The organism is Streptomyces sp. NPDC001832 (assembly GCF_040297265.1).
Lineage (GTDB): Bacteria > Actinomycetota > Actinomycetes > Streptomycetales > Streptomycetaceae > Streptomyces.
Genome location: NZ_JBEOYU010000045.1, coordinates 20,952 through 47,945 on the forward strand (window position 1 = coordinate 20,952; position 26,994 = coordinate 47,945).

Annotated in this window: 21 protein-coding genes and 1 pseudogene; 13 read left to right on the top strand and 9 right to left on the bottom strand. The window is 68.5% G+C overall.

Annotation, left to right across the window (positions count from 1 at the left end; translation table 11 throughout):
- Positions 1–341: 341 nt before the first annotated feature.
- Positions 342–1,763: an FAD-binding oxidoreductase gene (locus ABT115_RS26125; protein WP_351794447.1), complete on the bottom strand. Its 1,422-nt coding sequence runs from the start codon at positions 1,761–1,763 to the stop codon at positions 342–344.
- Between the two features lie 143 nt (positions 1,764–1,906).
- On the opposite strand from ABT115_RS26125, the gene ABT115_RS26130 reads away from it, so the two are divergent.
- The 4 genes from ABT115_RS26130 to ABT115_RS26145 all read left to right on the top strand — a co-directional run bounded on the left by ABT115_RS26130 (position 1,907) and on the right by ABT115_RS26145 (position 5,552).
- On the top strand, positions 1,907–2,389 hold the full coding sequence (locus ABT115_RS26130) for a MarR family winged helix-turn-helix transcriptional regulator (protein ID WP_351794450.1): 483 nt from the start codon (positions 1,907–1,909) through the stop codon (positions 2,387–2,389).
- A gap of 165 nt (positions 2,390–2,554) precedes the next feature.
- The gene (locus ABT115_RS26135; RefSeq protein ID WP_351794505.1) at positions 2,555–3,667 is read left to right on the top strand and encodes a type III polyketide synthase; all 1,113 of its coding nucleotides are present in this window, start codon (positions 2,555–2,557) and stop codon (positions 3,665–3,667) included.
- On the top strand, positions 3,664–4,662 hold the full coding sequence (locus ABT115_RS26140) for a class I SAM-dependent methyltransferase (RefSeq protein ID WP_351794453.1): 999 nt from the start codon (positions 3,664–3,666) through the stop codon (positions 4,660–4,662). Before ABT115_RS26135 ends, ABT115_RS26140 begins: the two co-directional genes overlap by 4 nt.
- A gap of 53 nt (positions 4,663–4,715) precedes the next feature.
- A complete protein-coding gene (locus tag ABT115_RS26145) occupies positions 4,716–5,552 on the top strand; it encodes an AfsR/SARP family transcriptional regulator (protein ID WP_351794456.1) in 837 nt (278 codons plus the stop codon).
- A gap of 18 nt (positions 5,553–5,570) precedes the next feature.
- Here the strand turns inward: ABT115_RS26145 and ABT115_RS26150 are convergent, their stop codons facing one another.
- Positions 5,571–6,392 (bottom strand): AfsR/SARP family transcriptional regulator, encoded by an 822-nt coding sequence (locus ABT115_RS26150; RefSeq protein WP_351794458.1) that lies wholly within the window; start codon positions 6,390–6,392, stop codon positions 5,571–5,573.
- Positions 6,393–7,579: 1,187 nt separating this feature from the next.
- On the opposite strand from ABT115_RS26150, the gene ABT115_RS26155 reads away from it, so the two are divergent.
- From ABT115_RS26155 to ABT115_RS26180, 5 genes and pseudogenes are all read left to right on the top strand, one after another.
- Positions 7,580–8,581, top strand: coding sequence for a TIGR03842 family LLM class F420-dependent oxidoreductase (locus ABT115_RS26155; RefSeq protein WP_351794462.1), 1,002 nt, complete (start codon positions 7,580–7,582; stop codon positions 8,579–8,581).
- A gap of 138 nt (positions 8,582–8,719) precedes the next feature.
- Positions 8,720–10,267, top strand: a complete 1,548-nt coding sequence (locus tag ABT115_RS26160) for an NCS1 family nucleobase:cation symporter-1 (RefSeq protein WP_351794465.1) — start codon at positions 8,720–8,722, stop codon at positions 10,265–10,267.
- A 292-nt stretch (positions 10,268–10,559) separates the two neighbouring features.
- Positions 10,560–11,273: pseudogene (locus ABT115_RS26170) on the top strand (cytosine permease); the annotation flags it as partial.
- Positions 11,274–11,427: 154 nt separating this feature from the next.
- A complete protein-coding gene (locus ABT115_RS26175; RefSeq protein ID WP_351794468.1) occupies positions 11,428–12,912 on the top strand; it encodes an amidase in 1,485 nt (494 codons plus the stop codon).
- A 164-nt stretch (positions 12,913–13,076) separates the two neighbouring features.
- Positions 13,077–15,590, top strand: a complete 2,514-nt coding sequence (locus ABT115_RS26180; RefSeq protein ID WP_351794471.1) for a SpoIIE family protein phosphatase — start codon at positions 13,077–13,079, stop codon at positions 15,588–15,590.
- Between the two features lie 35 nt (positions 15,591–15,625).
- On the opposite strand, the gene lplAB is transcribed toward ABT115_RS26180, so the two are convergent.
- Positions 15,626–16,690: a lipoate-protein ligase LplAB gene (gene lplAB / locus ABT115_RS26185; RefSeq protein ID WP_351794473.1), complete on the bottom strand. Its 1,065-nt coding sequence runs from the start codon at positions 16,688–16,690 to the stop codon at positions 15,626–15,628.
- A 532-nt stretch (positions 16,691–17,222) separates the two neighbouring features.
- Here lplAB and ABT115_RS26190 point away from each other — a divergent pair.
- Positions 17,223–19,466 (top strand): serine/threonine-protein kinase, encoded by a 2,244-nt coding sequence (locus ABT115_RS26190; protein WP_351794476.1) that lies wholly within the window; start codon positions 17,223–17,225, stop codon positions 19,464–19,466.
- Positions 19,467–19,507: 41 nt separating this feature from the next.
- Here ABT115_RS26190 and ABT115_RS26195 read toward each other — a convergent pair whose 3' ends face one another.
- From ABT115_RS26195 to ABT115_RS26220, 6 genes are all read right to left on the bottom strand, one after another.
- Positions 19,508–19,900, bottom strand: a complete 393-nt coding sequence (locus tag ABT115_RS26195; protein WP_351794478.1) for a PIN domain-containing protein — start codon at positions 19,898–19,900, stop codon at positions 19,508–19,510.
- Positions 19,900–20,151: a hypothetical protein gene (locus ABT115_RS26200; protein WP_351794481.1), complete on the bottom strand. Its 252-nt coding sequence runs from the start codon at positions 20,149–20,151 to the stop codon at positions 19,900–19,902. Before ABT115_RS26200 ends, ABT115_RS26195 begins: the two co-directional genes overlap by 1 nt.
- A gap of 87 nt (positions 20,152–20,238) precedes the next feature.
- Positions 20,239–20,601 carry a zf-HC2 domain-containing protein gene (locus ABT115_RS26205; protein WP_351794484.1) on the bottom strand — a complete coding sequence of 121 codons (363 nt, stop codon included), beginning with the start codon at positions 20,599–20,601 and terminating at the stop codon, positions 20,239–20,241.
- Positions 20,602–20,727: 126 nt separating this feature from the next.
- Positions 20,728–20,943, bottom strand: coding sequence for a hypothetical protein (locus ABT115_RS26210; protein WP_351794487.1), 216 nt, complete (start codon positions 20,941–20,943; stop codon positions 20,728–20,730).
- A gap of 349 nt (positions 20,944–21,292) precedes the next feature.
- Positions 21,293–22,012, bottom strand: coding sequence for a response regulator transcription factor (locus tag ABT115_RS26215; RefSeq protein WP_351794490.1), 720 nt, complete (start codon positions 22,010–22,012; stop codon positions 21,293–21,295).
- Positions 21,984–23,222, bottom strand: coding sequence for a sensor histidine kinase (locus ABT115_RS26220; RefSeq protein ID WP_502969168.1), 1,239 nt, complete (start codon positions 23,220–23,222; stop codon positions 21,984–21,986). The genes ABT115_RS26215 and ABT115_RS26220 overlap by 29 nt, the downstream gene beginning before the upstream one ends.
- Positions 23,223–23,672: 450 nt before the next feature.
- Between ABT115_RS26220 and ABT115_RS26225 the strand changes: the two genes are divergently transcribed.
- From ABT115_RS26225 to ABT115_RS26235, 3 genes are all read left to right on the top strand, one after another.
- Entirely contained in the window at positions 23,673–24,143 is a 471-nt protein-coding gene (locus ABT115_RS26225) for a hypothetical protein (RefSeq protein WP_351794496.1), read from the top strand.
- A gap of 116 nt (positions 24,144–24,259) precedes the next feature.
- Positions 24,260–25,399 (top strand): PLP-dependent cysteine synthase family protein, encoded by a 1,140-nt coding sequence (locus ABT115_RS26230; protein ID WP_351794499.1) that lies wholly within the window; start codon positions 24,260–24,262, stop codon positions 25,397–25,399.
- Complete coding sequence (locus ABT115_RS26235; protein ID WP_351794502.1) at positions 25,396–26,682, top strand: MFS transporter; 1,287 nt, start codon at positions 25,396–25,398, stop codon at positions 26,680–26,682. Before ABT115_RS26230 ends, ABT115_RS26235 begins: the two co-directional genes overlap by 4 nt.
- Positions 26,683–26,994: the final 312 nt, after the last annotated feature.

A 26,994-nucleotide genomic window follows, 5' to 3' on the forward strand; every position in this document is an offset into this window, starting at 1 on the left:
TCCCGCATCCCGGCGCGTCTCCATGGCATCCGTCAGGAGACCACCCTGATCGAGCATTTCGCGCCGCTGTCCCCGCAGGCCCATGCCTTCTACGTATCCGCTCGCGCGGAGCCGGCCCACATGGCGGGGCAGTTCGGCCGCGCCGGCGGCTGGACTGCATTCTGGACACCGTCGGCACGGCCGGCCCGCTCGATGACAGACACGGCTGCATCAGTGAGGGAAGCGTCCTTGCGGTCGGTGTCGTCAAGGAGTGAGGGCAAGTTGAGCAAGTTGCTCCTTGACGGCACCGACGACTGCACCGACGACTGCACCGGCGACGGCGATCCCCGGATGGGCCGCTGCTACATGCCTGAGGCGGCCGGTGGGATGTTGTGGTTGAGCCGGAAGGTGTTCTCCGGGTCATAGACGGCCTTGATCTCGGTCAGGCGCTGGTAGTCCTTGGCGTCGTACGCCGAGCGCACGTGCTCGGCGTCCTTCTCGCCGTTCATGAAGTTCAGGGCGCGGCCACCCGTGCTCCACGGCGCGATCGACTCGAAGATGCGATCGTGTGCGGGCCGGATCTCAGTGATGTCAGCACGTTCCAGCCGGGAGATCACATTGAGCACGTAACGCGCGTCGCGGTTGCCGACGGCGTTGGGGATGACGGAGGGCTGGGCAAGCCGTCCGCCGAGATGGCGCAGTTCGACGACGTGCGGCACCGGCGCGTGCGGGCCGGCCAGGTCGAGGACGGCGCGCACCGCGTCGGCGTTGAGCTCGCCCAGCATGGTGGTACCGGACTCGAAGGTCCCCGGGAAGACGGGGTCGTTGTGAATGGACCCGGAGTCGGCGTAGGCAAGTTCGCCAAGGGTGTCGGTGAACGGGTTGAGCGCCCGCAGCGGCGCCACCAGGTTCTCGCCGGCCCCGAGGGCATCTGCGGCATAGGCGATCCGGATATGGACGACATGGCGGCCGCGTAGTGTCGGCGGCAGCGCCGGAACGTCCGGGAAGGAGATCAGCGCGGCCGAGGAGGTCATCTCGTCGGGCACCGTGGCCGTCCACCGCACGTAGGTGTCGAGGACCTCGGCGGCCGATTCGGCGTCGAAGAACAGGCCTCCGCCGTAGATCGTCGTGACCGGCATGAGGTCGATCTCGATTCCGGTCACCACGCCGAAGTTGTCCCGGCCGCCGCGCAGTGCCCAGAACAGGTCCGGGTCCGAGTCCTCGGTGACCTGCCGCAGCCGGCCGTCCGCCGTGACGACGTCCACGCCGCGCACATGGTCGGCAGCGTATCCGTAACGCCGCGAGAGCAGTCCCAGCCCGCCGCCCAGGGTGTAGGAGACCACGCCGACGCCCGGGGCCGAGCCCGACAGCGGTGCCAGCCCCGCCGGCGCCGTCTCGTGGAGCACTTGGTCCCAGCGCACCCCGGCCCCGATCCACGCGGTGCCCGCCTCGGCCTTCACCCGGACACCTTGCATCCGGGATGTGTTGATCAGAACGCCGCCCTCGGCCGCGACGGCGGACAGCGCGTGCCCGGTTCCCTGCACCGCCACCGGAAGCCCGTGGCTGGTCGCGAATGCCACCGCGGCCTGCACATCAGCGGGTCCGGTCGCGCCCACCACAACGGCGGGCCGATGGCAACGGGCGGTCTGGTTTCCGGCGCGTTCCGCGTCGTACTGCTCGTCTGTGGGGGTGAGCACCGGACCCAGCACCATTTTGGCTAAGGACTCTATCGCTGCGGCTTCGACGCCGATGACCTTGCTGCCTTCCTGGTCGGAACGGCTCATGGTTCTTCCTCTCTTCGCGGGTGCTGCGGGATTCACATCCGGGATCCGGATCGGGGCCAGGCCGCCAGACTTAGTCAAGCAGCCTGACTACGGTATAGTCAGGTAGTTTTACCATTTAGTCAAGCTGCCTGACGAAATGGCCCGTGACAGAAAGGTCGCCCGAGGTGACGACGCAATCAGGGAAGTCCGATGAGGGTGGCGGGATCAAGGTGCCGCTGCCCACTCTGCTCGCGCGGGCCAAGGACATGACGATCGAGCAGCTCCACCGGCGGCTCGGCGAGGAGGGGTTCGAGGGGATTCGGTACCGGCACGGCTCCGTCTTCCGGTTCATCGACGCTGAAGGATCGCGGCTGACCGTGCTCGCCGAACGTTCCGAGCTCACCAAACAGGCAATCGCCGAAGTCGTCAACGAACTTGAGCGATTCGGCTACGTCGAGCGGACGGCCGATCCGGGTGACCGCCGGGCGAAGCTCATCCGGCTGACCGAGCGGGGCGCGCAGGGCCAGGTCGCCGCCGCCCGGATCCTCGGGGAAATCGAACAGCAGTGGGCACGGCACCTCGGACGGGACGAGATCACCGTGCTGCGCCGAACGCTGGAATCGATCATCGCCCGCCAAGGTGAATAGCCCTCCTTCGATGCCGAGGACGGGGAATCCCAAGCCGATGCCAAGCCGATGGCAAGAGGGACGAGCGATGGTTATCGAAGTTGGATCCCCGACCCGATTCCGATTGTCGGCATCGGAAGCCATGAGATGGCCGGTGCGATTTCTCAGAAGGTGGGCTCTGCAGATATGCCAACGTTATGCAAACCGTCGGTGAGCGTGCCGGAAAATGTTATCACCATGGAAGACACCCTGAAATTTGCCGAGGCGGCACACGCCGGAAAACCACAGCTTTCGCTGGCGCTTCGGCTGATCAGGAACACGGGCGTGCAGAAACGACACACCGTGCAACCCATCGAGAAGACGCTCCGCCACCCCGGCTTTGAGGAGCGCAACCGGATCTTCGAGGCCGAGGCCAAGAAAAGGTGTCCCGCGGTCATCGGACAAGCCCTGGCCAACGCCGGCCTGACGGCACAGGACATCGACGCGATCGTCTTCGTGTCGTGCACCGGATTCATGATGCCGTCGATGACCGCATGGCTGATCAACAATCTGGGATTCCGGACCAACACCCGGCAGATACCCATTGCGCAACTGGGCTGCGCGGCGGGCGGTGCCGCGATCAACCGTGCTCACGATTTCTGCATGGCCTACCCGGAGAGCAATGTTCTGATCGTCTCCTGCGAGCTGTGCTCACTGTGCTACCAGCCCAATGACGACGGTGTCGGATCCCTGCTGTCCGACGGCTTGTTCGGTGACGCGGTTGCGGCCGCCGTGGTGCGCGGAAGTGGCGGCACCGGTGTGTCGCTGGAGCGCAACGCCTCGTACATCATCCCGAACACCGAGAACTGGATCTCCTACGCCGTACGCGCCACCGGCTTCCACTTCCAGCTGGACCGCCGGGTACCCGGGACGATGGAGCCGCTCGCTCCGGTGCTGCGCGAGCTCGCCGCGGACCATGGCTGGGACATCGGCAATCTCGACTTCTACATCATCCACGCCGGCGGCCCGCGGATCCTGGCTGACCTGAGCAAATTCCTCGGCGTCGGCGAAGGCATGTTCCGCCATAGCTGGGCGACACTGACGGAATACGGGAACATTGCCAGCGCAGTCGTATTCGACGCGCTGCGCAGGCTGTTCGAGGAAGACACGATGACGCCGGATGCCACTGGTGTGATCGCGGGCTTCGGCCCCGGTATCACCGCTGAAATGGCGGTGGGAAGTTGGTTCGCAGACACGCCGACGGCAAGCAAGGACCGAGTTACGCATGCCGTACTGGCATCCGCTGAGGAGGCACAGTGAACGACGACCGACCGAGGCCGGACCGGGTACTGGAGATCGCCAACGGCTATTGGGCCACCGGCCTCCTTGGCGTGGCCGTGAGGCACTCGCTGTTCACCCATCTCCAGGCCGGTGTGGACACCACGGACCAACTGGCCGCCAAAGCCGGGATCTCAGAGCGGGGCGCGCAGACCCTGCTCGACGGGCTCGTCGGCCTGGGGCTGGTCGAACTGCGCGACGCCAGGTACCGCAACACCGCCGAAGCGGCCGTGTTCCTGGTCGAAGGCGAGCGCACCGATCTGAGCGGCTACGCAAAGCTCAAGTTGGCCGAGATGAGCAAGCTGGTATCCCTGCTCGATGTGTTCCGCATCGGAGGGCCGATGACGGACGCGATGGTGGAGGTGGCCGACAACCCCCACTGGGAGGAAGTGGTCCCTGCCATAGCCGCGCAGTCGGTTCCGGTGGCGAGGACCGCCGCAGACCTGCTGGGGCTGGCGGAGGCTGGGGAGATCTCGATCCTCGACCTGGGCGGTGGCTCGGGGATCTTCTCGTCCATCTGGCTCGAAATCAATCCCGCTGCCCGATCCACGCAGCTCGACTGGGAACCGATCAATGCGATCGCCCGCCGACTGCTGGCGGAGCGGTCCGTGGCCGACCGGTTCACCTGCGTCGACGGCGACCTCCACGCCGTCGAATTCGGCACCGCCGCCTACGACATCGCCGTGTACTCCCACGTCGCGCACCAGGAGGGGCCGGAGGACAACGTGGCGATCTTCTCCAAGGTCCGGGGCGCTCTCAAGCCCGGAGCCACATTGGTCGTCTGCGACTACGTCGTGGACGACGACCGGGGCGGCCCGTCCTTCCCGCTCCTCTTCGCTTCGGAGATGCTGCTCAAGAGCAAGAAGGGTGGGACCTGGCGACGGGCGGACTACCAGGCCTGGCTCACCGAGGCGGGCTTCGAGGACATCTCGTTCCATCCCACTCCGTCGCCCGCCACACTGATTCTTGCCCGGTAGCGCACCCGTCGCTGTCCCGGGCACGGGCTGCCGGCGCCACGTAGCAGGCTGGCATGGACGTCGATCAGGGGGGCGACCGCATGGAATTTCGGGTGCTTGGTTCGCTGTCGATCCAGGAAGACGGCGAAGAGCTGATCCACACCACCGGCAAGCCGCGGCAACTACTGGCCCTGCTGCTGCTCAACGAGCCGCGCCGGGTACCAACCGGCTCAATGATGACCGAGTTGTGGGACGACGCGCCGCCGCAGTGTGCCCTGGCCACCCTGCACACCCATATTTCCGCGCTGCGTACGGAGTTCGCCCGAAGACTTGATGTCACGCGCGACCTGATCGTGCGGGATCTGATACAGACCCGTGGGGACGGCTATCAGATCAACCTCGGCAAGGCGTTCTTCGACGTATGCGAATTCCAGCGCCTGCGGCATCTGGCGCAGACACTGCTGAACACCGATGATGTGCTCGACGCCAGCCGGGTGCTCAGCGAGGCACTCAGCATGTGGCGCGGCCCCGCGCTACTGGACGTCTGTCACGGCAGGCTGCTCCGCGCCGCGGTGGCGGAACTCGACCAGTCCAGGTTGGACACACTGGCCCTGTTCTTCGGAACCCAGCTGGATATGAGCCGGCATCGCGAGATACTGAGCGAGCTGGCCAGGCTCGTCGTACGGCATCCCCACCACGAGGAGCTGCACGCCCAGTACATGGTCGCCTTGTACCGGTCGGGATACCGGACTCGGGCCCTGGAAGTCTTCGACGAGCTGCGTCGGAGCATGCATGATGAACTCGCTACAGCACCGTCCGCGCGGATCACCAGGCTGCGGCACGTCATGCGGGTCGCCGACGCGGCGACCGTGGACGCCGCAAGCGGCTACGGACATGCCAGGGGCACATGAGCCCTTCGAAACCTTCCGCTACGGGAGCTGCACCCGCACTTCCCCGGGCAACTGCAGCACCGGCATCCTGTCCAGCCCCGAGTCGGAGGTGAGTACCGAGTTGTAGTACTGGCGCAGTTTGGGAGACGGGTCCAGGCCGAACCCGCGGACCATGTTCTTGTGCAGCCGGTGAAACACTTCCAACGCGCTGGTGCGGTAGCCAGAGCGGTACAGCGCGATCATGAGCTGTGCATGCAGGTCTTCGTGGAACCGGTCGTGCGTCACCAGGTCTGTGAGCTCAGCGAGAATCTCCTGATGCCTCCCGAGCCGCAGGTCCAGCTCTATGCGGTGGTTCAGCATCGTCGACCTCGACTGCTCAAGCCCTGCCGCCTCGGCACGGATGTTCGGCCCCGGTTCGACGTCGGCCAGCGCCGGACCGCGCCACAACGACAGCGCCTCACGAAAGTCCTGAACAGCCGTGACCAGATCTCCGTCGGCAATGGCCGCCGCACCTGAGCGTTCCAGTTGATGAAAGGTCCGCAGGTCGAACCGGCTCAGGTCTCCGACGAACTCGTAGCCGCCGCGCGCGGTGCGCAACATCTCGCTGCTGACGGCGTCCATACTCTGACCGGTGACCTCGGCGAGGTTCTTGCGCAGTTGGAAAACGTAGAGCTGTACGGAGGCCCGCGCCGTTTTCGGCGCATGGCCGCCCCACAGCTCTTCTGTCAAGGTGGCCATCGGCACGACGCGTGAGTGCTTGAGCAGGAGCAAGGCGAGAATCTGACGCGGTTTCCGCGCGCTGACCTTCATCTTGCGGTCAGCGCAGGAGATGAGTAGCGGTCCAAGAAGCTGAACCTGCATTTCGTTTCCCCTCTCCGGACATGCGCAGGCGATGGGCACGTTCGCCGGGGGCGCGGCAGGGCGGCCTCCGCGCCGCAGCGTCGGGGCGCAGTCAGGCACCGATGAAACCTTTGATCGTAGGAGCACCGCGAGACCACCCCGGAAGCACCTTGAAGGGAGCGGGGCCTTACATCCCACGGTGCGACATCCCGTTGGAAGACCGCAGAGATCTCAGAATGTGGTCTTCAACTGTGATCGCTGCTGTGTGCGATCGGACTTCGTCCACGGGCCGGGGCTGCGGGGGGCTGCCCCCTCCTGGTCTTCGTGGGGGACCGGGCCGGTGCGTCGGGCAAGCCGACAGGCCGGCATCTTGGACGTGGCCGGTTCGTGGCGAGGGATTGGCGGTGGGCCGCACGCCGGTGCCTGCCACGTCGCTGACGCGAGCCCTCGAACGCGGATGCCTCGCGTCGGCCGATCCCGCTGAGCACAGGATCGAAGAGATGCGCACCATGCCGTACGCGAACCGGCTCTCGCTGGGATGGCAGCGCGCCCGCGGCGTGCGGCAGCGCGGACTTTCCCATTTTCATGTTCTCGGTGATGCAGCTCCCCGTTCGCATGCATTGTGCCAATGTCGCATTCACTGCCCGGTAGTGCAAGCTTGAATTCATTACGGGAGCGGCGCGGTGACGGGAGAGTACTCAGGGAAATCGGACCTTTGAATTCCGTATTTTACGCGGTCGTCTTGCCCGCAGGCTCCGTCGTCCTCGCGTCGGCCCGGAGCTTCTGGTACGGACGCCCCAAGTCGGGGGTGGTGAGTGATCCGGCCCGTTCCCGATGAACTGCCCGACCTCTTGGTTCGGCTGTCCCGCCTGCCCGATCCACCAGCCGGGAGTACATGGTGCCGCCAATGCTCACCGGCGATCTGTGGGCACGTGTTGATGACCTCTTCCCAAAGCCTAAAAAGAAGTCCAAAATCATCTCCCACGTCTCGCGTTCGAGGTGGCGTTGTACAAGGTTCGGTGCGATCTCATGTGGAAGGATCTGCCCGAGCACGTCACTCAAGGGCACCGCCCGCGTAAACACGCCTGCCAAACACCGTGCAGCAGACGTGGATGCCACTACACAGGAGGGCGCGCCACAACACGTTTCAAGCTGTTCATGGACTGTCCGCGCGCCACCTGTCAGTACCCGGACTAGGAGCACACGTCATGGACTTCGGACTCGTCCTCCAGACCGACCCGCCCGCATCGGCGGTCGTTGGCCTGATGCGCCGTGCCGAACGCAACGGCTTCCGTTACGGCTGGACCTTCGACTCGGCGGTGCTCTGGCAGGAGCCGTTCGTCATCTACAGCCAGATCCTCGAACACACCGAACACCTCGTCGTCGGCCCCATGGTCACCAACCCGGGCACCCGCACCTGGGAGGTCACCGCCTCCACCTTCGCCACCCTCAACGACATGTTCGGCAACCGCACCGTCTGTGGCATCGGGCGCGGCGACTCCGCGATGCGCGTCGCTGGACGCAAGCCCAACACCCTGGCCCGCCTCGGCGAGGCCATCGACGTCATCCGCGACCTCGCCGAGGGGCGGGAGGCCACCGTCGACGGACAGCCGGTCCAGATCCCCTGGGTGAAGGACGGCAGACTGCCTGTCTGGATGGCCGCGTACGGCCCGAAGGCGCTCGCCCTCGCCGGGCAGAAGGCCGACGGCTTCATCCTCCAGCTCGCCGACCCGTTCCTCACGGAGTGGATGATCAAGGCGGTTCGGAATGCCGCAGCACAGGCGGGCCGCGACCCCAGCTCCGTGACCATCTGCGTCGCCGCCCCCGCCTATGTCAGCGACGACCTCGACCACGCCCGCGAGCAGTGCCGCTGGTTCGGCGGCATGGTCGGCAACCACGTCGCGGACCTGGTCTCCCGGTACGGCGAGCACTCCGGACTCGTCCCCGAGGCCCTGACCGCGTACATCGCCGACCGGTCCGGCTACGACTACAGCCACCACGGCCGCGCTGGAAACCCCGACACGGCCTTCGTGCCGGACGAGATCGTCGACCGGTTCTGCCTGCTGGGCCCCGCCGAGGCTCACATCGCAAAGCTCCGGGCCCTGCGGGACCTGGGCGTCGACCAGTTCGCCGTCTACAACATGCACGATGCGCGCGAGGCGACGATCGACGCCTATGGCTCCGAGATCATCCCCGCCCTGTCGACCTGACCCGTTCGCCCCACGGTTTTACGCCCCCGCGGTGGTACGCCCCCCTGCCTCCCCGTACCCCCCGCGCCCCGCACGGCACCGCTCCTGAGCGAAGCGTCCAGCCGTCCCGCACGAGACTCCGCGAACCGAGGTGGCTACATGTCCTCCAGCGCACTGTCAATACCCGACACATCCACGGTCCAGCAGACCTGTCCTGATGGCCGCGTCGCCCTTGCCGAGGGGGTCGTTCTGGACGACGCCCGGTTCGCCAACGACGACCTGGCGCCGGTGCCCGTCGAGAGACGTACCTGGGGTGTTTACAACTATTTGAGTCTTTGGGTGGGAATGGCCCATAACATCCCGTCCTGGACCCTGGCCTCCGGTCTGGTCGCGCTCGGCATGGACTGGAAGCAGGCGGTTCTCACCATCGCGCTGGCCAACCTGATCGTGCTGGTGCCGATGCTGCTCACGGGGCATGCGGGGACGAAGTACGGGATTCCGTTCCCGGTGTTCGCGCGGGCGCCGTTCGGGATGCGGGGTGCGAATCTGCCGGCGCTGATTCGGGCGGCGGTGGCGTGTGCCTGGTTCGGTATCCAGACCTGGATCGGCGGCGAGGGGATCTTCCTGCTGGCTGGGAAACTCTTCGGCAGCGGTTGGCAGAGCGCTGGTCAGATCGCCGGGCAGCCGTGGACACTGTGGCTGTCGTTCGGTCTGTTCTGGGCGCTGGAGATCGCGGTGATCGCGCGGGGCATGGAGACCCTGCGACGGTTCGAGAACTGGGCCGCGCCGTTCGTGATCGTGGGCGCGCTGGCATTGCTGGTGTGGATCGCGGTGAAGGCGGGTGGGTTCGGTCCGCTGCTGTCGCAGCCGTCGGCGCTGGGGTGGGGAAGCGGTTTCTGGAAGGTGTTCTTCCCGGCTCTGATGGGCATGATCGGGTTCTGGTCCACGCTGTCGCTCAACATTTCGGACTTCACCCGTTTCGGCGGCAGCCAGCGCGCCCAGATGCGTGGTCAGGCCTTGGGTCTGCCCACCACCATGACGTTGTTCGCGCTGCTCTCGGTGCTGGTCACCTCGGGCTCGCAGGCGGTCTACGGCGTGCCGATCTGGGACCCCATCGCGCTCGCCGCGAAGATGGACAGCGTCGCGGGGGCGCTCTTCGCCTTGCTCGTGGTTTTGGTGGCCACGCTGTCGGTGAACATCGCGGCCAACGTCGTCAGCCCGGCGTACGACCTCGCCAACCTGGTCCCGCGCTTCATCAACTTCCGTACCGGCGCGCTGATCACGGGCGTGGTCGGGATCGCCATCATGCCGTGGCGACTGATCGCCAACCCGCACGTCTACATCTTCACCTGGCTGGGCGTCGTCGGCGGCCTGCTCGGCACCGTCGCGGGCATTCTGATCGCCGACTACTGGATCATCCGCCGCACCCAACTCGCCCTGGACGAGCTGTACAGCCCTGCCGGCCGCTACTGGTACACGGGTGGCTGGAACCTGCGCGCCGTCCTCGCCCTCCTCGTCGGCGGCGTCCTCGCCATCGGCGGCTCCTACTCCACTATTGACGCCAACGGCACCGCACAGGGCCCCTTCCCCGCCGACGGCCTCATCCCCGTCCTCAAACCCCTCGCCGACTACGGCTGGGTCGTCGGCCTCGCCTCCTCCCTCCTCCTCTACACGCTCCTCAACCTTGGCGAACGCACCAGGCGCTGAGAGCCCGAAACCCCCGAGGTCGTAAGCCGCCCCCGCCTCGCGGCGCATCGCCGCGAGGCGGGGGCGTGCACGCGACCTGATCCAAGAGGTTCGTCACCACCGTGGTGTAGGCCAGACCCGCACCAACGCGTTCTTGGACCCAGGCCGCAATGACCGGCTCAGGTGCTTGGCGCAGCGCGGCAAGCACCTGCGTCTCCAGCTCCTCCTGGCCGCGTCGGCGCGTTGTGTGCTCGCTCTTGTGGTCCGTCATGCCGTCGACCTCCCGCCTCCCTGCCCCGCCTGCCGCTGGGTCCGGTTCATCCTCTTCTGGGCGCTCGAACTCGCCATCATCTACCGGGGAATGGACACCCTGCGGCGGTTCGAGAACTGGGCGGCGCCCTTCGTCATCGTCAGCGCCGCGGTGCTGCTGGGCTGGGGCGCCGTCAAGGCCGACGGCTTCGGCCCGCTGCTCGGCCAGCCGTCAAAACTCGGCTGGGGCGCGGACTTCTGGCCGGTCTTCTTCCCCTCCCTGATGGGCATGATCGCGTTCTGGGCCACGCTCTCCCTGAACATCCCCGACTTCACCCGCTTCGGCGCCGGCCAACGCGCCCGGATCCGGGGCTAGTCGCTGGGCCTGCCGACGACGATGACGCTCTACGCCCTGCTCTCGGTCCTGGTCACCTCCGGTTCGCAGGCCGTGTACGGGGAGACGATCTGGGATCCGGTCCAGCTCGTCGGCAGGACCGACAATGTCTTCGGGCTGCTCTACGCCCTGATCACGGGTGTCGTCGGCGTCCTCGTCATGCCGTGGAAACTCACCGGGACCCCCGAGCTGTACATCTTCACCTGGCTCGGACTCGTCGGCGGACTGCTCGGCACGGTCGCGGGCATCCTGATCGCCGACTACTGGATCGTCCGCCGCACCGTGCTCGACCTCGCGGATCTCTACCGTCCCGGCGGCTGCTACTGGTACGCGAACGGCTGGAAGTGGCGGGCGGTGGTCTCGTTCGTCGTCGGCGGCATCCTCGGCGGCATCCCCGGCGGCGTCGCCGTGGACACCGACTTGCCGAAAGTCCACCGAACGGTTGAGCGGACAGCCCACGATTCGTTACCCTCCGGTAAGTTCGTTGGGGCGTACAGGTGCGGGCGCGCGCCTGCCGATACGAGGAAGCAGACAGCCCATGTCCTCAGCGGAAGCCGTCGAAACCACTGAACCGGCCGAACCGGTCGGCCCGGCCGGACTGGCCGACAGCGCCCAGGAGCTGGCCGAAGGCCTTACTACCTCGACCGAGCAGGTGTCCGCCGCCCTGAGCCGTATCGAAGCGAGCCAGGGCACCCTCAACGCTTTCAGGCACCTGCGCGCCGAGGCCGCGCTCGCCGAGGCCGCCGAGGCCGACCGCCGGCTCGCCGCGGGGGAGCGACTGCCGCTGCTCGGGGTCCCGGTCGCCGTCAAGGACGACACCGATGTCGTCGGGATGCCGACCTACTTCGGCTGCGACGGCGATCTGCCCGCCGCCACCGCCGACAGCGAAGCCGTACGCAGGCTGCGGGCGGCCGGAGCCGTGATCGTCGGGAAGACCAATTCCTGCGAGCTGGGCCAGTGGCCGTTCACCGAGGGGCCGGCCTTCGGCGCCACCCGCAACCCCTGGAACACCGGACATACCCCCGGCGGCTCGTCCGGCGGTTCGGCGGCGGCTGTCGCGGCCGGACTCGTACCCGCCGCGCTCGGCTCGGACGGCGCCGGGTCCGTCCGTATCCCCGCAGCCTGGACCCATCTCGTCGGCATCAAACCGCAGCGCGGCCGGATCTCCGTCCACCCACAGAGCGACGCCTTCCAGGGCCTCACTGTCAACGGCCCCCTGGCCAGGACCGTCGCCGACGCGGCCCTGCTGCTCGACGCGGTCGCCGGATCCCATCCCGACGATCCGCACCGACCGCCCCCCGTCGAGGCATTGGCCGCCGCCCGCCGCGACCCGGGCAGACTGCGCATCGCCCTCGCCTGGCGTCCCCCGCTCACTCTCACCGGCTCCACGCCCCACCCCGATGTACGACGGGCCGTCAGCGCACTGGCCGAGGTCCTTGCCTGTCTCGGCCACGACGTCGAGGAGGCCAGGCCCCGCTACGGGCTGATCAGCCTCGGTTTCGTCCCCCGCGCCACAGCCGGGATCGCGGAACTTGCCGCCCGCCACCCCGAGCCTGCCCTCCTCGACCCGCGCACCCGCAGTGCCCTGCGCACCGGCACCCGGCTCGGCGGCCGGGTGGTGCGCGCGGCGAGGGAGCGGGAGGTGCGCCAGCACCGCAGGATCGGCGCGTTCTTCCGCACGTCCCGGGCCGGCGCCGGTTACGACGTACTGCTCACGCCGACGACAGCCCTGCCGCCGCCCCCGATCGGCAGGTTCGACGGGCTGAGTGCCTGGCGCACCGATGTGACGATGGCCGAGGCCTGCCCGTACGCCTGGCCCTGGAACGTGCTGGGCTGGCCCGGCATCAACGTACCGGCCGGGTTCACCTCCGACGGGTTGCCCGTCGGCGCCCAGTTGCTCGGACCCTCCCGCAGCGAGGAACGGCTGATCTCCCTCGCCGCCCAGCTGGAGGCCGACCGGCGCTGGTACGAGCACCGGCCCCCCGAACCGTCTTCCTCGGGCAGGCCTGGCTACGGGCGCTGACCACCCGTCTTCGCCTAGGAATCGGGCCTCGTCGCACCCCGTGAACCCGGCCCCTGAGGCGGGCTCGACAGGGCTTCGTCCCCGATCCCCTGGTGCGGACGCTCGCACCGGAGCGCCGTAGGCGGGATCATGGACAGGAACGCAGTGGATGGGTGGTGACCAGCATGGCGTCCGCAGGCCCGCAGCCGACGCCCGGAGCCGAACCGTCGCAGCCCAGCGCCCCCCAGCACTTCTCCGGCCCGGCTAACGACGCGACCGCGGTGGTCGCCAGTACCGGCACGGTCATCGGCTGGACGCACAGCGCACAGGACCTGCTGGGATACCGCGCCGCCGAGGTGGTCGGGCGGCCCGCCGGCTTTCTCCTCGCGAGGCCCGAGGACCCGGTACGGGTGGCGCGGATAGCCGAGCGGTGCCGCGCGGGCGTCGGGTGGAGTGGTGCCACCGACGTGCGGCGGCGCGACGGCAGGCGGATCGAAGTGGATCTGCGGGTCTCGGCCTCGTTCCACCTGGATGGCCGGGAGTGCTTCCTGGTCTCCGGACGCGAACGGAGGCCGGAGTGGACGGTCGGGCAGTCCGTCCTGGACGCCTTCCTCGCCAGCTCGCCGATCGGCATGGCGGTGATGAGCCCGCAACTGCGCTACGTCTGGATGAACGAAACCCTGGAACGCATCGCCGGCGTCCCGCATGAGCAGCGCGTGGGCCGCCGGATGGGCGAAGTGCTCCCGGGACTGGAGGCCGACGCCATAGAGACCCTGATGCGCCGTGTGCTGGACACCGGGGTTCCCGTCATCGACTACGAGTACCGGGGCTGGAGCTGGGCCGATCCGCACCGTGAGCGGGCCTACTCCACGTCGTTCTTCCCTCTGACCGGCGGTGACGGTTTCGTCACCGGCATCTGCTACATGGTCCTGGACGTCACCGACCGGTGGAAGGCCCAGCAGCGCCTGGCCCTGGTCAACGACGCCGGAGCCAGCATCGGCTCCACCCTGGACGTGCTCCGCACGGCTCAGGAACTGGCCGACTTCGCGGTGCCGCGGTTCGCCGACTTCGTCGTCGTCGACCTGCTGGAGTCGGTCGCCAGCCCCGAGGAGCCCGGCCCGTGGCCTTTGGGCATGGCGCCTTCCGGTACGGGAGCCGCCCGCCCCGATGCCGGTGGCACGTCGTCCCGGCCGAGGATGCGCCGCGCAGGGTTGAGCTCGGTGCGGGAGGGCTGCCCCGAGTCGGTCCACCGGGTCGGGGACCTGGTGGATTCCGTGCCCCCGCCCCACGACGGCCGGTTGCTCAGGGACGGCGAACCCGTCCTGATCCCCGCCCTCGAGGCCGTCAGGCAGCTGTGGGCAGTTGAACAACCCGCCACGGAAGCGACCATCCGCGAGTTCGGTCTCCACTCCCTCATCGCCGTTCCCATGCGGGCCCGGGACACGGTGCTCGGCCTGACCACCTTCGTACGATCGGTGAATCAGAACCCTTTCGAGCCGGACGACGTGCTGCCGGCCCGCGAACTGGTGGCACGGGCGGCGGTGTGCGTGGACAACGCCCGCCGCTACACCCGCGAGCACGCCGCGGCGCTCACACTGCAGCGCAGCCTGCTCCCCCAGATGCTGCCCGGAGGGATGGCCCTGGACGTGGCCTCCTCGTACCTCCCGGCGGACGCCAAGGACGGTGTCGGGGGCGACTGGTTCGACGTGATCCCGCTGTCCGGCGCCCGGGTCGCCCTCGTCGTCGGCGACGTCGTCGGCCACGGCATCAGCGCCGCGGCGACCATGGGCCGGCTCCGCACCGCGGTGCACACCCTCGCCGACATGGACCTTCCTCCCGACGAACTGCTGGCCCACCTCGACGACCTCGTACTCCGCCTGAGCGACGAGGAACCCGAGGGCGAGGCGAGCGGCACGCCCGTGCTCGGCGCCACCTGCCTGTACGCCGTCTACGACCCGGTCACCCAGCTCTGCACGATGGCGCGCGCCGGCCACCCGCCCCCCGTGGTCGTCTCCCCGGACGGGCGCGTCAACTTCCCCGAACTGCCCGCAGGACCCCCGCTCGGCCTGGGCGGGCTGCCCTTCGAGACAGCGGAGATCCAGCTGCCGGAAGGCAGCCTGATCGCCCTCTACACCAACGGTCTCATCGAAGGCAAGGACCGGGATGCCGAACTCGGGATGTCCCGCCTCGGCGGTGCCCTGGCTCAGCACGGTCTTCCCCTCGACACACTGTGCGCGACGGTCGTGGAGCAGTTGCTCCCCGTGCCGCAGCCCGACGATGTTGCCCTGCTGCTCGCCCGTACCCATGAACTGAGCGCCGACCACGTCGTCTCATGGGACGTACCCGCCGACCCTGCAGCCGTCTCGGGCGTCCGGGCCCGGACGGCCCGACTGCTGAGGACCTGGGGCCTGGAGGAGTTGCAGATCACAACCGAGCTGATCGTCAGCGAGTTGGTCACCAACGCGCTGCGCCATGCCACCGGGCCGATCCGGCTGCGGCTGCTGCGCCAGTCCGTCCTGATCTGCGAGGTCTCCGACGCCAGCAGCACCTCACCCCGGCTGCGCCATGCCAGGACCACGGACGAGGGCGGTCGTGGCCTCTTCCTCGTAGCCCAGCTCACCCGCCGCTGGGGCACCCGCTACACACCCGAAGGCAAGATCATCTGGACCGAGCAGGACCTACCGGCGACGGACACATGAGGATGTCCCGGGGGAGCGGCGCCGCGCGCCCGCCTCTACGGCACCCGGGCGGTCCACTCCTCGGTGCCGAACTTCGTACGCACGAGCTCCTCGGCCCGAGCCATCTCCTCGTCGGTCACCTTGCCCTGCGTGAGACCGTGCCGGTCACGGAACGAGTCGATCATCCGCTCGATGACGGCCTCGCGCGTCAGTCCGGTCTGGCGGCGGAGCGGGTCGACGCGCTTCTTGGCGCTCTTGGTGCCCTTGTCGGAGAGCTTCTCCTTGCCGATCCGGAGTACCTCCAGCATCTTGTCCGCGTCGATGTCATACGACATCGTCACGTGATGCAGGACGGCTCCTGGGCCACCATCAGAGCCGACGATGCGCTTTTGAGCGGCGCCGGCGATCTTTCCGGCGTCCGTGGCGATGTCGTTGAGGGGCTGGTACCAGGCCTTGATGCCCATGTCGCCCAGGGCGCCCAGCACCCAGTCGTCGAGGTAGGCGTAGCTGTCGGCGAAGGAGAGGCCGCAGACCAGTGACTCCGGCACGGACAGGGAGTACGTGATGGTACTCATGGGCTCTACGAACATGGCCCCACCACCAGAAATGCGGCGTACCACGGTCATTCCGTGCTTTGCCGCCCCTTCAGGGTCGACCTCATTGCGCAGCGACTGGAAGCTGCCGATGACCACAGCAGGCGAGGCCCATTCCCAGACCCGCAGCGTGGGAGCCCGCCGCCCGGCGGCCACCTCGGCGGTGAGGACCTCGTCCAGTGCCATGTGCAGGGCCGGGGCCTGCGCTTCCGTGTGCACCAACTGCCAGTCGTAGTCGCTCCACTCGGTCGCCTGAGCCAGCGCTCGCCGAACAGCGATGCCGACGCCCTCCGCGGTCAGTCCGAGCATGACGGTCGACTCCGGCAGTCCCGCCGTAATCCGGGCTGCCAGGCCTGCGGCGTCCGTCGAGGAGGGGGCACCCTCCAGGGCCCTGTTGATCGAGAGGATTGCCTCGTCGGGCTCCAGGAAGAAGTCCCCGGCGACGCGCACATTGCGTAGTACGCCTTCCTCGACGTCCAGATCTACGACGACAAGCTTGCCGCTGGGGACCTTGTACTCGCCATGCACGGCTTTGTTCCCTTCCAGTGCGCGGCGTGGATCCTGAGCCTGTTGCTCCACCGTGGATAGACGCGCGCACATACTTCAATCCCACATTAATGCTCGCTCGTGACGAGCGGCTATGCAGCCTCGATGTCGTTGGAGCGGCCTCGGAAGTGCGACTGTCGTGCCTGCCATGCGCCGTCAACGGGGGGTCCCGCCATTGCGCGCCGACGGTATCGGACACCTTCGCCATGCGGACGACCAACCCCTGCTGGGCTCGGAACGCCTGGCACGGCCGCTCGCCGTGTTGCCGAAATGCCCCAATAGCTCCTTCCCCTAGCTCTCAAGGAGCAGGGGAGACGCCATCCGAGGACACTCCGGCGCCTTGCGATCGACCGCACCAGACGCCCCGAGCTGATCCAGCGGGGGTTGGACAACAGCTTCTCACTGTTCGTCACCCGCCTTGCTCTGCCGTACCGCCCTGCGGCTAGTTTGTGTGCAGGACAGGTACGCAGGACCGTGGTGGCAGAGGTGCACGGGGGACGGAAGGGCGGGAACAGTGTCGCTGCGCGGAGGTGATCCAGCCGAGATCGGCGGCTATCCGCTCGAGGCGCGGCTCGGTTCGGGTGGCATGGGCACGGTCTTTCTGGCCCGTACGAGTTCGGGGCGACCTGTCGCAATCAAACTGATCCACCAGCAGTTCGCGGCGGACGACGAGTTCCGCATCCGTTTCCGGCAGGAGGTGGCTGCGGCGAGGCGGGTGAGCGGCGCCTTCACCGCCGCCGTGGTCGACGCTGCCCCTGAGGCCGAGCAGCCGTGGATGGCGACGACCTATATCGAGGGGCACACGCTTGCCCAGCGCATCGCCACGAAAGGCCCGCTGAACGGAGCGGAGCTGAGGAGGCTCGCCATCGGGCTGGCGGAGGCGCTGCGCGACATCCACCGGGCGGGGGTCGTCCACCGTGACCTGAAGCCCTCGAACGTCGTGCTCTCGCCCGAGGGCCCGCGCGTCATCGACTTCGGCATTTCGCGCGCCGTGGACCAGCAGACGCTGACGATGACGGGTCGGGTCATCGGTACGCCGCCCTTCATGTCACCGGAGCAGTTGCAGGCGCCGCGTGGTGTGGGGCCGCGGTCCGATGTCTTCTCGCTCGGGACGCTGCTGGTGTACTCAGCGACGGGCCACGGGCCCTTCGACGCGGAAAGCCCATATATGACGGCGTATCAGGTGGTGCATGAGGAGCCGTCGCTGGATGCCGTTCCGGTGGCTTTGCGCGCGGTCGTCGAGTCGTGCCTGGACAAGGATCCCGAGAGGCGCCCCTCTGCGGACGAACTCCTCGTGCTGCTGCGGGACCTGCCGGCCGACCTCGGTGGGACCGACGCGAACGGGGTCGGCGCGGGCTGCACCCGCGACGTGATCACCCAGCATGACTTCGCGATGCGGGCCACTCCGGCGCCGATTGCCCCGATCGCCGCCCCGGCCGGTCCCGATACAGGGAGCACTGGCACCCCCACCGGCCGCCGTCTGCGTCGCCGATGGCGTCCTGTGCTCGCGGCCGCGGTCGCGGTGGCAGCGATCGGCGGGGGAGTCACCGCACTGACGGCGGGCGGCTTCGGGGGGAACAGCGGCGGCGACAAGGGCAACAGCGTTGCGGCGCCGGGTGCCGCACTTCCGGAGGGCTTCGAGCCGTGGCGCAAGACTGTGCCGGGCGGTCGCGAGGACATCCCCGACGAGCTGCGTTGCGTCGCGCGCGGCGACGCGCTGTTCTGCGGGGGCGGCGGTGTGGTCGCGACCCGTATCAGGGCCCAGGACGGCTCGCGGGTGTGGACGGCGAAGAGCCCGGGCATCCCCGTCCAGGGCATGCACCTGGTGGGCGCCACCGACGACACGGTGCTCGGTTACCGCTTCGCCGCCCAGGACGCCCCGCAGGACCCTCCCAGCGAGGTGGTGGCCATCGACGCGAACAACGGCCGGGAGCTGTGGTCCGTGCCGTCCGGCGCCCAGTCGACGGCCGTCACGGGGCGGACTCAGGACGCCCTTGTGGTCGGCTCCACCGTCGTGACGGTCGACGCTTCCAACTCCCGCTTCGAGGCCCGGGACGCGCACAGCGGTGCGGTCACCTGGAGGACACCGTTCCCCACGGGTACGCAGTGCGCTCCCGTCCCGGTGGGCCCACAGCTCCTCGCGATGTGCGCGACGGATGCGGAGCTCGATGCCTCAGAGGTGCGCCACCCCACCCTGTACACGGTCGATCGCGCCTCGGGGACACTGGGCAGGCCCATCGCTGTCGACGGCCCCGCCGTGCCGGTGGGCGTCGCCAACGGCAGGCTGGTACTCCTTCAGGTACACATGGAGGGGGCGGCGCGGGCCGGCTACGACGGGGTGGCGCGGGTCGACCCGGCTTCGCGGAAGGTCACGTACTCCCGACTGGCCGAGACATACGCGGGGACGCCCGGCATGGCGGACGGCACCGTCTACGTGAGCGGGCAGACCGGTCTCGTCACAGCGCTCGACCCCGCGACCGGCCGGAAGAAGTGGTCGCGGCAGACTGGCGTGGAGGGTGCGTCGGGTCCCGTTGCGGGAGCCGACGCGCTGTATTTCAGCTCGGCCACCGGCCGGGTGGTCGCGCTGTCGCCGCACGATGGCAAAGCCCTGTGGACAACAGACCCGCAGGCCGATGGTTTGACGGGCGAGCAGGGTGCAAGCCCGCGCGTGACCGTTGCGGGGCGTGCGGTGATCGTGGCCGCGGCCAAGAACACTCTCTTCGCCTTCGACGCGCAGAAGCCGCCGAAGTCGGGCTGACCGGGCGGCACCGGACGTCGGCCGCTTTCCTTGCCGGGCGGTCAGACCTTTACAACCTCGATGCCGGGTCCGCAGAGCAAGCTGATGTCCTCGGGGTCGGAGGTGAGGACGGTGACGGGCCCTGGTGCCGTGCGTGCTGCGGCGGCGAGGACGGCGTCGATCGCGTACTTGTGACCGTGGAGGCGGTGACTGCGCAGCAGTGCGGCGGCTTGGTCCGTGACGTCCTTGGTGACGTCCAGGACATCGATCCGGGAGAGCACCCACCGGATGCGTGCCGGGTGGATGCGTTCGTAGTCCGCCTCAAGGGTGGTCATCGTGGACGTGGCCACCCGGATGCCTTCCTCCAGGGCGGCCTGGACGAGGGTCACGGTGGCGCGGTCCTTGAGGTACAGCTGGGACAGGCCCTCGCTGTCCAGGAGAAGCGTGCCGGGCATCAGGCCGCGGCCCCGCCCGAGCTGCGCTGATCGTGCCGTAGCAGGGTGCGGGCGGCTTCCACCTCGTCCCGGGAAAGCGGGTCGTTGTCGGTCTCGAAGTCGGCGACGATCTCACGAAGCCTGTCCATGGCCACGCGCTGTTCCAGGGCTTCGGCCACGTAGGCGGAGAATCCGCCCGGGCCGACATGGACGCGTACGGTTTCGGCGAGGTCCTCGGGAAGGCTGATCGAGTACTTCTTGCTACCGCTCATGGTTCCTATCCTACCATTGGTGGGAAGCGAGGGGTTGCTGTGCCCGGCCACCCCGAGGTGCGGGCGGCCGGGCACCGAGGCGGGGAACTACGAACCGTGCTGCGCAGCGAGGTCCCCGATCGTCGCGGTCCTGCTGACCCACTGGGACAAGGTGAGCTGCGTGGCCTCGGCCGTGCGGGCCGGACTGCGTCGACAGGGTGCCACATGGCGGCGATCGGCTCGGTCATCCCGGGACGTCCCGTGGCGTCCGGTGCTGTCGGCCAGGGCCTCGCGGAGAAGGAACAGGTGTGCGGGCAGCGCAGCCGGGAAGTCGTGCCCGTCCCGGCACGTGGGGCGGGTTGCCAGGTGAGCTCCCGCCGTGATCGCCTCGTCGGCTGCGGGGGCCTTGAGTGCGTGCTCTTCGGCCGGTCGTTCACTGATCGTGCGGCGCTTCTGGATTGCGGTGAACATGGGACGGTGTCCTTCCTCTGCTGGGCTGCCGGTCCCGCGGTCGTCGCGGCCACGGGTTCGGGCGTGAGGGGCTTGGGGAGGGCGGCGCCGAAACGCCGGGTGAGGGAGATGGCGTCGAGGGCGCGGTCACTCCCGCGGCTGGCGTTGGGTGCGCCTGGGTGCCGCCGTGCGTGGGCGATGTCCGGGACCCGGAAGAGCGGTGTTTGGTGTGAGCTGAATGGTTTCCGTGGAGTACGTGCCCACGGCTGCGGCGGCGAGCAGGGCGATCGGCGCGCCGTGCACGGTGCGCGGCTTGATCGATTCGGACTTGGGTCCCTCGGTCGGGCAGTGGGCTCCGGTCATGGGCGAGACCTCCGTTCGCCCTCTCACCTTCGCCCAGGAAAGGCCCCTCGCGCGTCGTCCCTCCGCAGCGATTCCCGACTACCACGGCTGCGGTACTCGGCACGCCTGGCTACGACCGGGACCAACACACACGTACTGCGCCGGCGATTACGACCTCACCCACGATGGGCAGTTGGGAGAAGCAGCGGCGTCTGGGGCCTTCGAATCCGAGGCGGAGGAGGCAGCGATGGCGCATGGGGCCTCCCCTGCTCGAGCGAAGCCGAGAGCTCGGGGACCATCGCGACTGACGACAACGCGGGAGGCGGAGGTCCCAGGCGCTGCGACGCCGCTGCCCATCGTGGGTTTGTCGTTACACGGATGTCTGTGAACCTTCTGGTTCCGGCGCCGGTGAACCCTCTGATTCCGGCGCCGGACTGACCAGGCCGCACTGGTAGGCGATGACGACGAGCTGTGCCCGGTCACGAGCCGCCAGCTTGGTCATGGCCCGGTTGACGTGGGTCTTGGCGGTCAGTGGGCTGACGAACAAATGCTCGGCGATGTCATCGTTCGACAGTCCCAGTGCCACCAGCCCCACGACGTCGCGTTCCCGCGGTGTCAGGCACTCCAGCCGCTCGTGCACGCCCGCCGGGCACGGGTCCGGCTGCGCAAGAAAACGCCTGATCAACGCACGGGTCGCCGACGGGGACAGCAGCGCCTCGCCGGCGGCGATGGTGCGGACGGCGTCGAGAAGTTCCTCGGGCCGGGCCCCCTTGCCGAGAAAGCCGCTCGCGCCGGCGCGCAGTGCGTCGGCAACGTGCTCGTCGTCCTCGAAGGTGGTCAGGATGAGCACCTTCACCTCTGTGAGGTCCTCGGACTCACTGATGAGCCGTGTGGCTTCGAGGCCGTCCATCTCCGGCATGCGGATGTCCATCAGGACCACATCGGGACGGTGTGCACGCGCCAGCTCCAGTGCCTGCCGCCCATCGGAGGCCTCCCCCACCGTCTCCATGTCTTCCGTGGAGTCGAACAGCATCCTGAAGGTGCCCCGCAACAGGGCCTGGTCATCGGCAAGCAGTACGCGGATCGTCATGCCCGTCTCTCCTCGGTGGATTGCCCGATACCAGGCCAGGACGCAGCGGCAGCTCGGCCGTCACGGTGAAGCCGCCCTCCGGGCGCACCCCCGCGTACAGCACGCCCCCGACCGTGGACGCGCGCTCACGCATCCCGATCAGCCCGTGCCCCGTCCCCGGACGGGCGTGGTCCCCCACGTTTCGTCCGTCGTCCTCGACGGTGATCGTCAGCCGCTCAGGACGGTAGTGCAGGAACAACCGGGCATGGTCGGCCCCGGCGTGCTTGTGGACGTTGGTCAGGGCCTCCTGCACGATGCGGTACGCGGCCAGGTCGACCGCCGGCGCCAGAGGTTCGGCGATGCCCCGCCGGATATGGCTCACAGTCAGGCCGGCGCGTTCGAACGACGCCAGAAGCGCCGGAACGCGCGCAAGGCCCGGCATCGGATCACGCGGCGCCACCGGATCGCCGGACTGTCGCAGCAGCCCGACGGTCACCCGTAGTTCGTCCAGCGCGGACCGGCTGGTGTCCCGGATGTCCTCCAAGGCGGCCAGGATCTGTTCCGGCCGCCGTTCCACCAGATGCACAGCCACGCCTGCCTGAGCGTTGATCAAGGCGATGTGGTGAGCGACGATGTCGTGCAGCTCGCGCGCGATCCGCACCCGCTCGGCCGCCACCCGCTGCTGCGCCTCCTGCTCACGCGTCCGTTCCGCGTGCTCCGCCCGCTCCTCCACGGCAGCCACATAGGCGCGACGTGAGCGCACCCCGTCCCCGACAGCAGCCGGCAGAGCCGTCCACGCCAGCATCGCCGCGTTGTCTGGCGCCAGCCAGGAGCGCGGGTCGCGCAACACAGCGGCACCCACCAATACGACAGCCGAGAACGATCCCGCCATCCAGGTGGCACGCCGGTCGGTCAGCGCGGCCACGGTGTAGACCGACACCAGGACCGGGCTGATCACCAGCGGACTCTCCCGAATCCCGACAATCTGAAAGGCCACCCCGCAGCCAACCGCGACGACCAGTACGCCGAATGGGTGACAGCGCCGCCATATCAACGCAGAGCAACCGATAGCCGCCAGCACCACGATGGGCCACCGCAGGGCGAAGTGGCGCTCCTGCCGTACGACCGAGGCGGCCACGACCGACAGCACGAACAGCACAGCCACGCCCAGTGCCTCCAACGCACCGATCCGAGCCTGCGCTCCCTGCCTCCAACCCCTGATCACTGCCATGTCACCACCGTAGGGTCGACCGCTGCTTCGGGCATCGTGTCGCGGGACAGGGGGCACCCGACCGGTCACCGTCATCGATGCCTCGTGATGCGGTCCACGCACTCGGATCCCCCAAAAGACAACTCCGGTCAGGCTGTCGCGCTTTCAGACTTCGCGACCGACGGCCAGACGGGACTTTCGAAACACACCTAAGGGCTGTCCCGTAACCCCTGGCGGGCGCGCGACGACAGCTACGGCACCTCGCCGCGTTGTCGGAACGTCCGCATACACCCAGTATGCGGACGTCCCTCTGCCTTGCGATGCACCGCATCTGACGCCGCGCGCTGATCCACCACGGATTACGGGACAGCCCTTAGCAGGTTCGCCCGGTCCGTACCGATTCACTGAGGTATTTCACCCTTACGTCCTCATAAATGCGCATTGTTTCCTGTTCGGCGATACGGTCGGGGCGTGCCGTCCGTCGTTGCCCCGGGGCCGGGTGTTCGCCGCCTCGTCACCACCGTGCTCCTGAGCCTGGCGATTGCCGCCGTGGCCTACGTGCTGACCTGTGGTGTGCAGGCGCAGGACGGGCACCACGTGTCGCTCCTCAGCGCCCCGCTGTCCGCAGCCGCCGAGCCTCAAACGCAGGACACGGGGCCCGCGGTGGACACCGCCGGAACCGCTGACCGCGAGGTGAACGAAGCCGGGCATCATCCGGCGGCTCCCGAAGGGTGTTGCGACGCTGCGGTGCTCCTGGGCGAGGCGCCGACGCGCTCCGGACCGCCCTTCCTGGCGGCGCTGCTGTTCACCCTGACCGCCTGGGGACTCATGACAGCGGGCTTCTCGGTCCTCTCGCGCCGTCTCCTCGGTGTCGTCACCGCCGGGCCACCATGCCCGGCGGGATTCCCTCTGCTGCAACTGGTTTGCGTCAGCCGTACGTGACACGGCTCGGTGCGCCCGGCCGCTCCGGCGACCGCCCGCACGAGCCGCCCGAAACCCGTACCGCTCTCACGCGACGGCCCCGACCCAGCTCGTGGCCGCAGAAGGACAAAATCGCCATGACTGCTGCCATGCGCAGTATTTCCACCGATGACGTGCACGCCTTCGTGGCGGCACACGAACTCCCCGAGCCAGCGGGTGCGCCCCGCCGCACCCCCGCCGGCATGGTGGGCAACACCCCGGTCCTCTGGGTCGGAAGCCCCTTCACTCCCGCCGGCCGAGGCTTCTGGGCCAAGCTGGAGGGCACAAATCCCGGCGGCATCAAGGACCGCCCGGCCCTGCACATGGTTGCGGCCGCACGGGCCCGCGGAGAGCTCCGGCCGGAGGCGCCCGTCATCGAGTCCACCAGCGGGACGCTCGGACTCGGTCTCGCGCTCGCGGGCATCACCTACGGCCATCCGGTCACGCTGGTCAGCGACCCCGGCATGGAACGGCTCATGGTCCACCAGCTCCGCGCCCTCGGCGCCCGGGTGGAGACGGTGGCAGAACCGAGTCCGGCCGGAGGCTGGCAGCAGGCGCGCAGGGACCGCGTCCGCTCCCTGCTCGCCGCACATCCGGGCTCATGGTGCCCCGACCAGTACCACAACCCGGACAACCCGGCGGCGTACGCGAATCTCGCCCTTGAACTCGCCGTCCAGCTTGGCCGGGTGGACGTGCTGGTGGCCGCCGTCGGAACGGGCGGGCACTCGGCCGGGATCGCCCGTGCCCTGCGCGCGTTCTCGCCGGGCTTGCGGCTGGTGGGCGTCGACTCGGTGCGTTCCACCCTCTTCGGTCAGCCTACCGGCGTCCGTCTGATGCGGGGCCTCGGCAGCAGCATCCAGCCGCGCAACGTCGACCACGCCGCCTTCGACGAGGCCCATTGGGTCGCACCGAACGAGGCGGTCTGGGCGGCGCGGCGGTTGGCGAGGCACCACTACGCGAGCGGCGGCTGGAGCGTCGGCGCCGTTGCGCTGGTGGCCGGCTGGCTCGCCCGCACCCACGTCCCGGGCACGCGCATCGCGGCGGTCTTCCCCGACGGAGTCCACCGTTACTGGGACACGGTCTACAGCGACGAGTACTGCCGTACGCACGACCTCCTCTCGTGCCCGCCCGCTGACGAACCCGATGAGATCACCCATCCCGGTGAGCGTGTCGTGGAACGCTGGACGCGCTGCGTGAACATCACCGCGCCGCACTCGGACGAGGCGGTCACGCGATGAGGGAACTCTTCCGGCAGTTCCGCTCCTTCGGCGGCACCGTACGGCTGTTGATGGTCCAGCAGTTCACCATCAATACGGCGTTCTACATGCTCATGCCCTACCTCGCGATCCACCTTTCGGGCGGTCTGGGCATGGCTGCCTGGGCGGTGGGACTCGTCCTCGGCGTAAGGAACTTCAGCCAGCAGGGCATGTTCCTCATCGGCGGCACGCTCGCGGACCGGTTCGGCTGCAAAAGCGTGATCACCGCCGGATGTGTGCTGCGGACCGTCGGCTTCGGACTGCTCGGCTTCGTCGACTCGCTGCTCGCGCTGGTCCTCGCCTCGGCGCTGACCGGTTTCGCGGGGGCTTTGTTCAACCCGGCCGTGCGGGCCTACCTCGCACAGGAAGCGGGGGAGCGACGCGTGGAAGCATTCGCGTTGTTCAACGTCTTCTACCAAGTGGGCATGTTCGTCGGCCCTTTGACCGGGCTGGCCCTGATCGCACTGAATTTCCGGGCGGTATGCGCGGTGGCGGCGCTGCTCTTCCTCGTGCTTACCCTCGTCCAGGTCAAGGCCATGCCCGGCCACGGGCGCCCCGCGGTCGCGGACGAGGCGCGCCAAGGAGTGCTCGCCGACTGGCGCGCTGTGGTGTCCAACCGCCCCTTCCTGCTCTTTTCCGCAGCAATGATCGGCTCGTACGTTCTGTCTTTCCAGGTCTACCTGGCGCTGCCGTTGCAGGCGCAGCGGGCGGCTCCTGGGAGCGGGGACGCGGTCACCACGGCACTGTTCGCCGTATCAGCGGGTGTTGCGGCGGCCGGACAGCTGCGCATCATCGCCTGGGCGCGGGCGCGTTGGTCCGCGAGCCGGTCCGTCGTGTACGGCTTGGCGCTGATGGGCGGCGCCTTCGCACCGCTCCTTGTCACGGGCGCACCGCCCCGGGGCGAGGGACTGCTGATCCGGGCGGCGGCTCTGGCACCGCTGTTCCTCGCGGCAGCCCTGCTCGCCCTCGGTACGGCCCTGGTGTATCCCTTCGAGATGGATACCGTCGTCACGCTCTCCGGCGGGCGGCTGGTCGCTACCCACTACGGCCTGTACAACACCATCTCGGGCGTCGGGATCACTGTCGGGAACCTTGCGACCGGCGCGGTGTGGGATGCGTCCTTGGAGCAACCGCGTTTGCCCTGGCTCCTGTTGTCCGTCGTGGGTGTGGTGTGCGCCGGAGCGATCGCCGGCTTGACGCACACCGGGAGACTCCGGCCCCTCCGGACCGGCCGGGCGGGGGAACCGGTTCGGGCCGCGCGGTGAGTTCACACCGTGCGGCCCCGGGGCCTCGCGAAAGGGGTGCTGGTTCCGCGACCGGCAAGGTTTGCCCCGTCGCGACGCCCGGCACTTCCCCAAGCTCTCAGCTTCGTTCGAGCAGGGGAACCCCATCCAAGGGCTTCCGGCCGCCTTGCGATCACACGCACCGGTCGCCGCTCCTTGACGGGCAAACCTTGCCCGTCGCGGAACCGGCTCGACAGCGGGTCAGCCCTTGCGGGACTTGACCTCCTCGGTGAGCTGGGGCACGACCTGGAAGAGGTCGCCGACGATGCCGTAGTCGACGAGGTCGAAGATCGG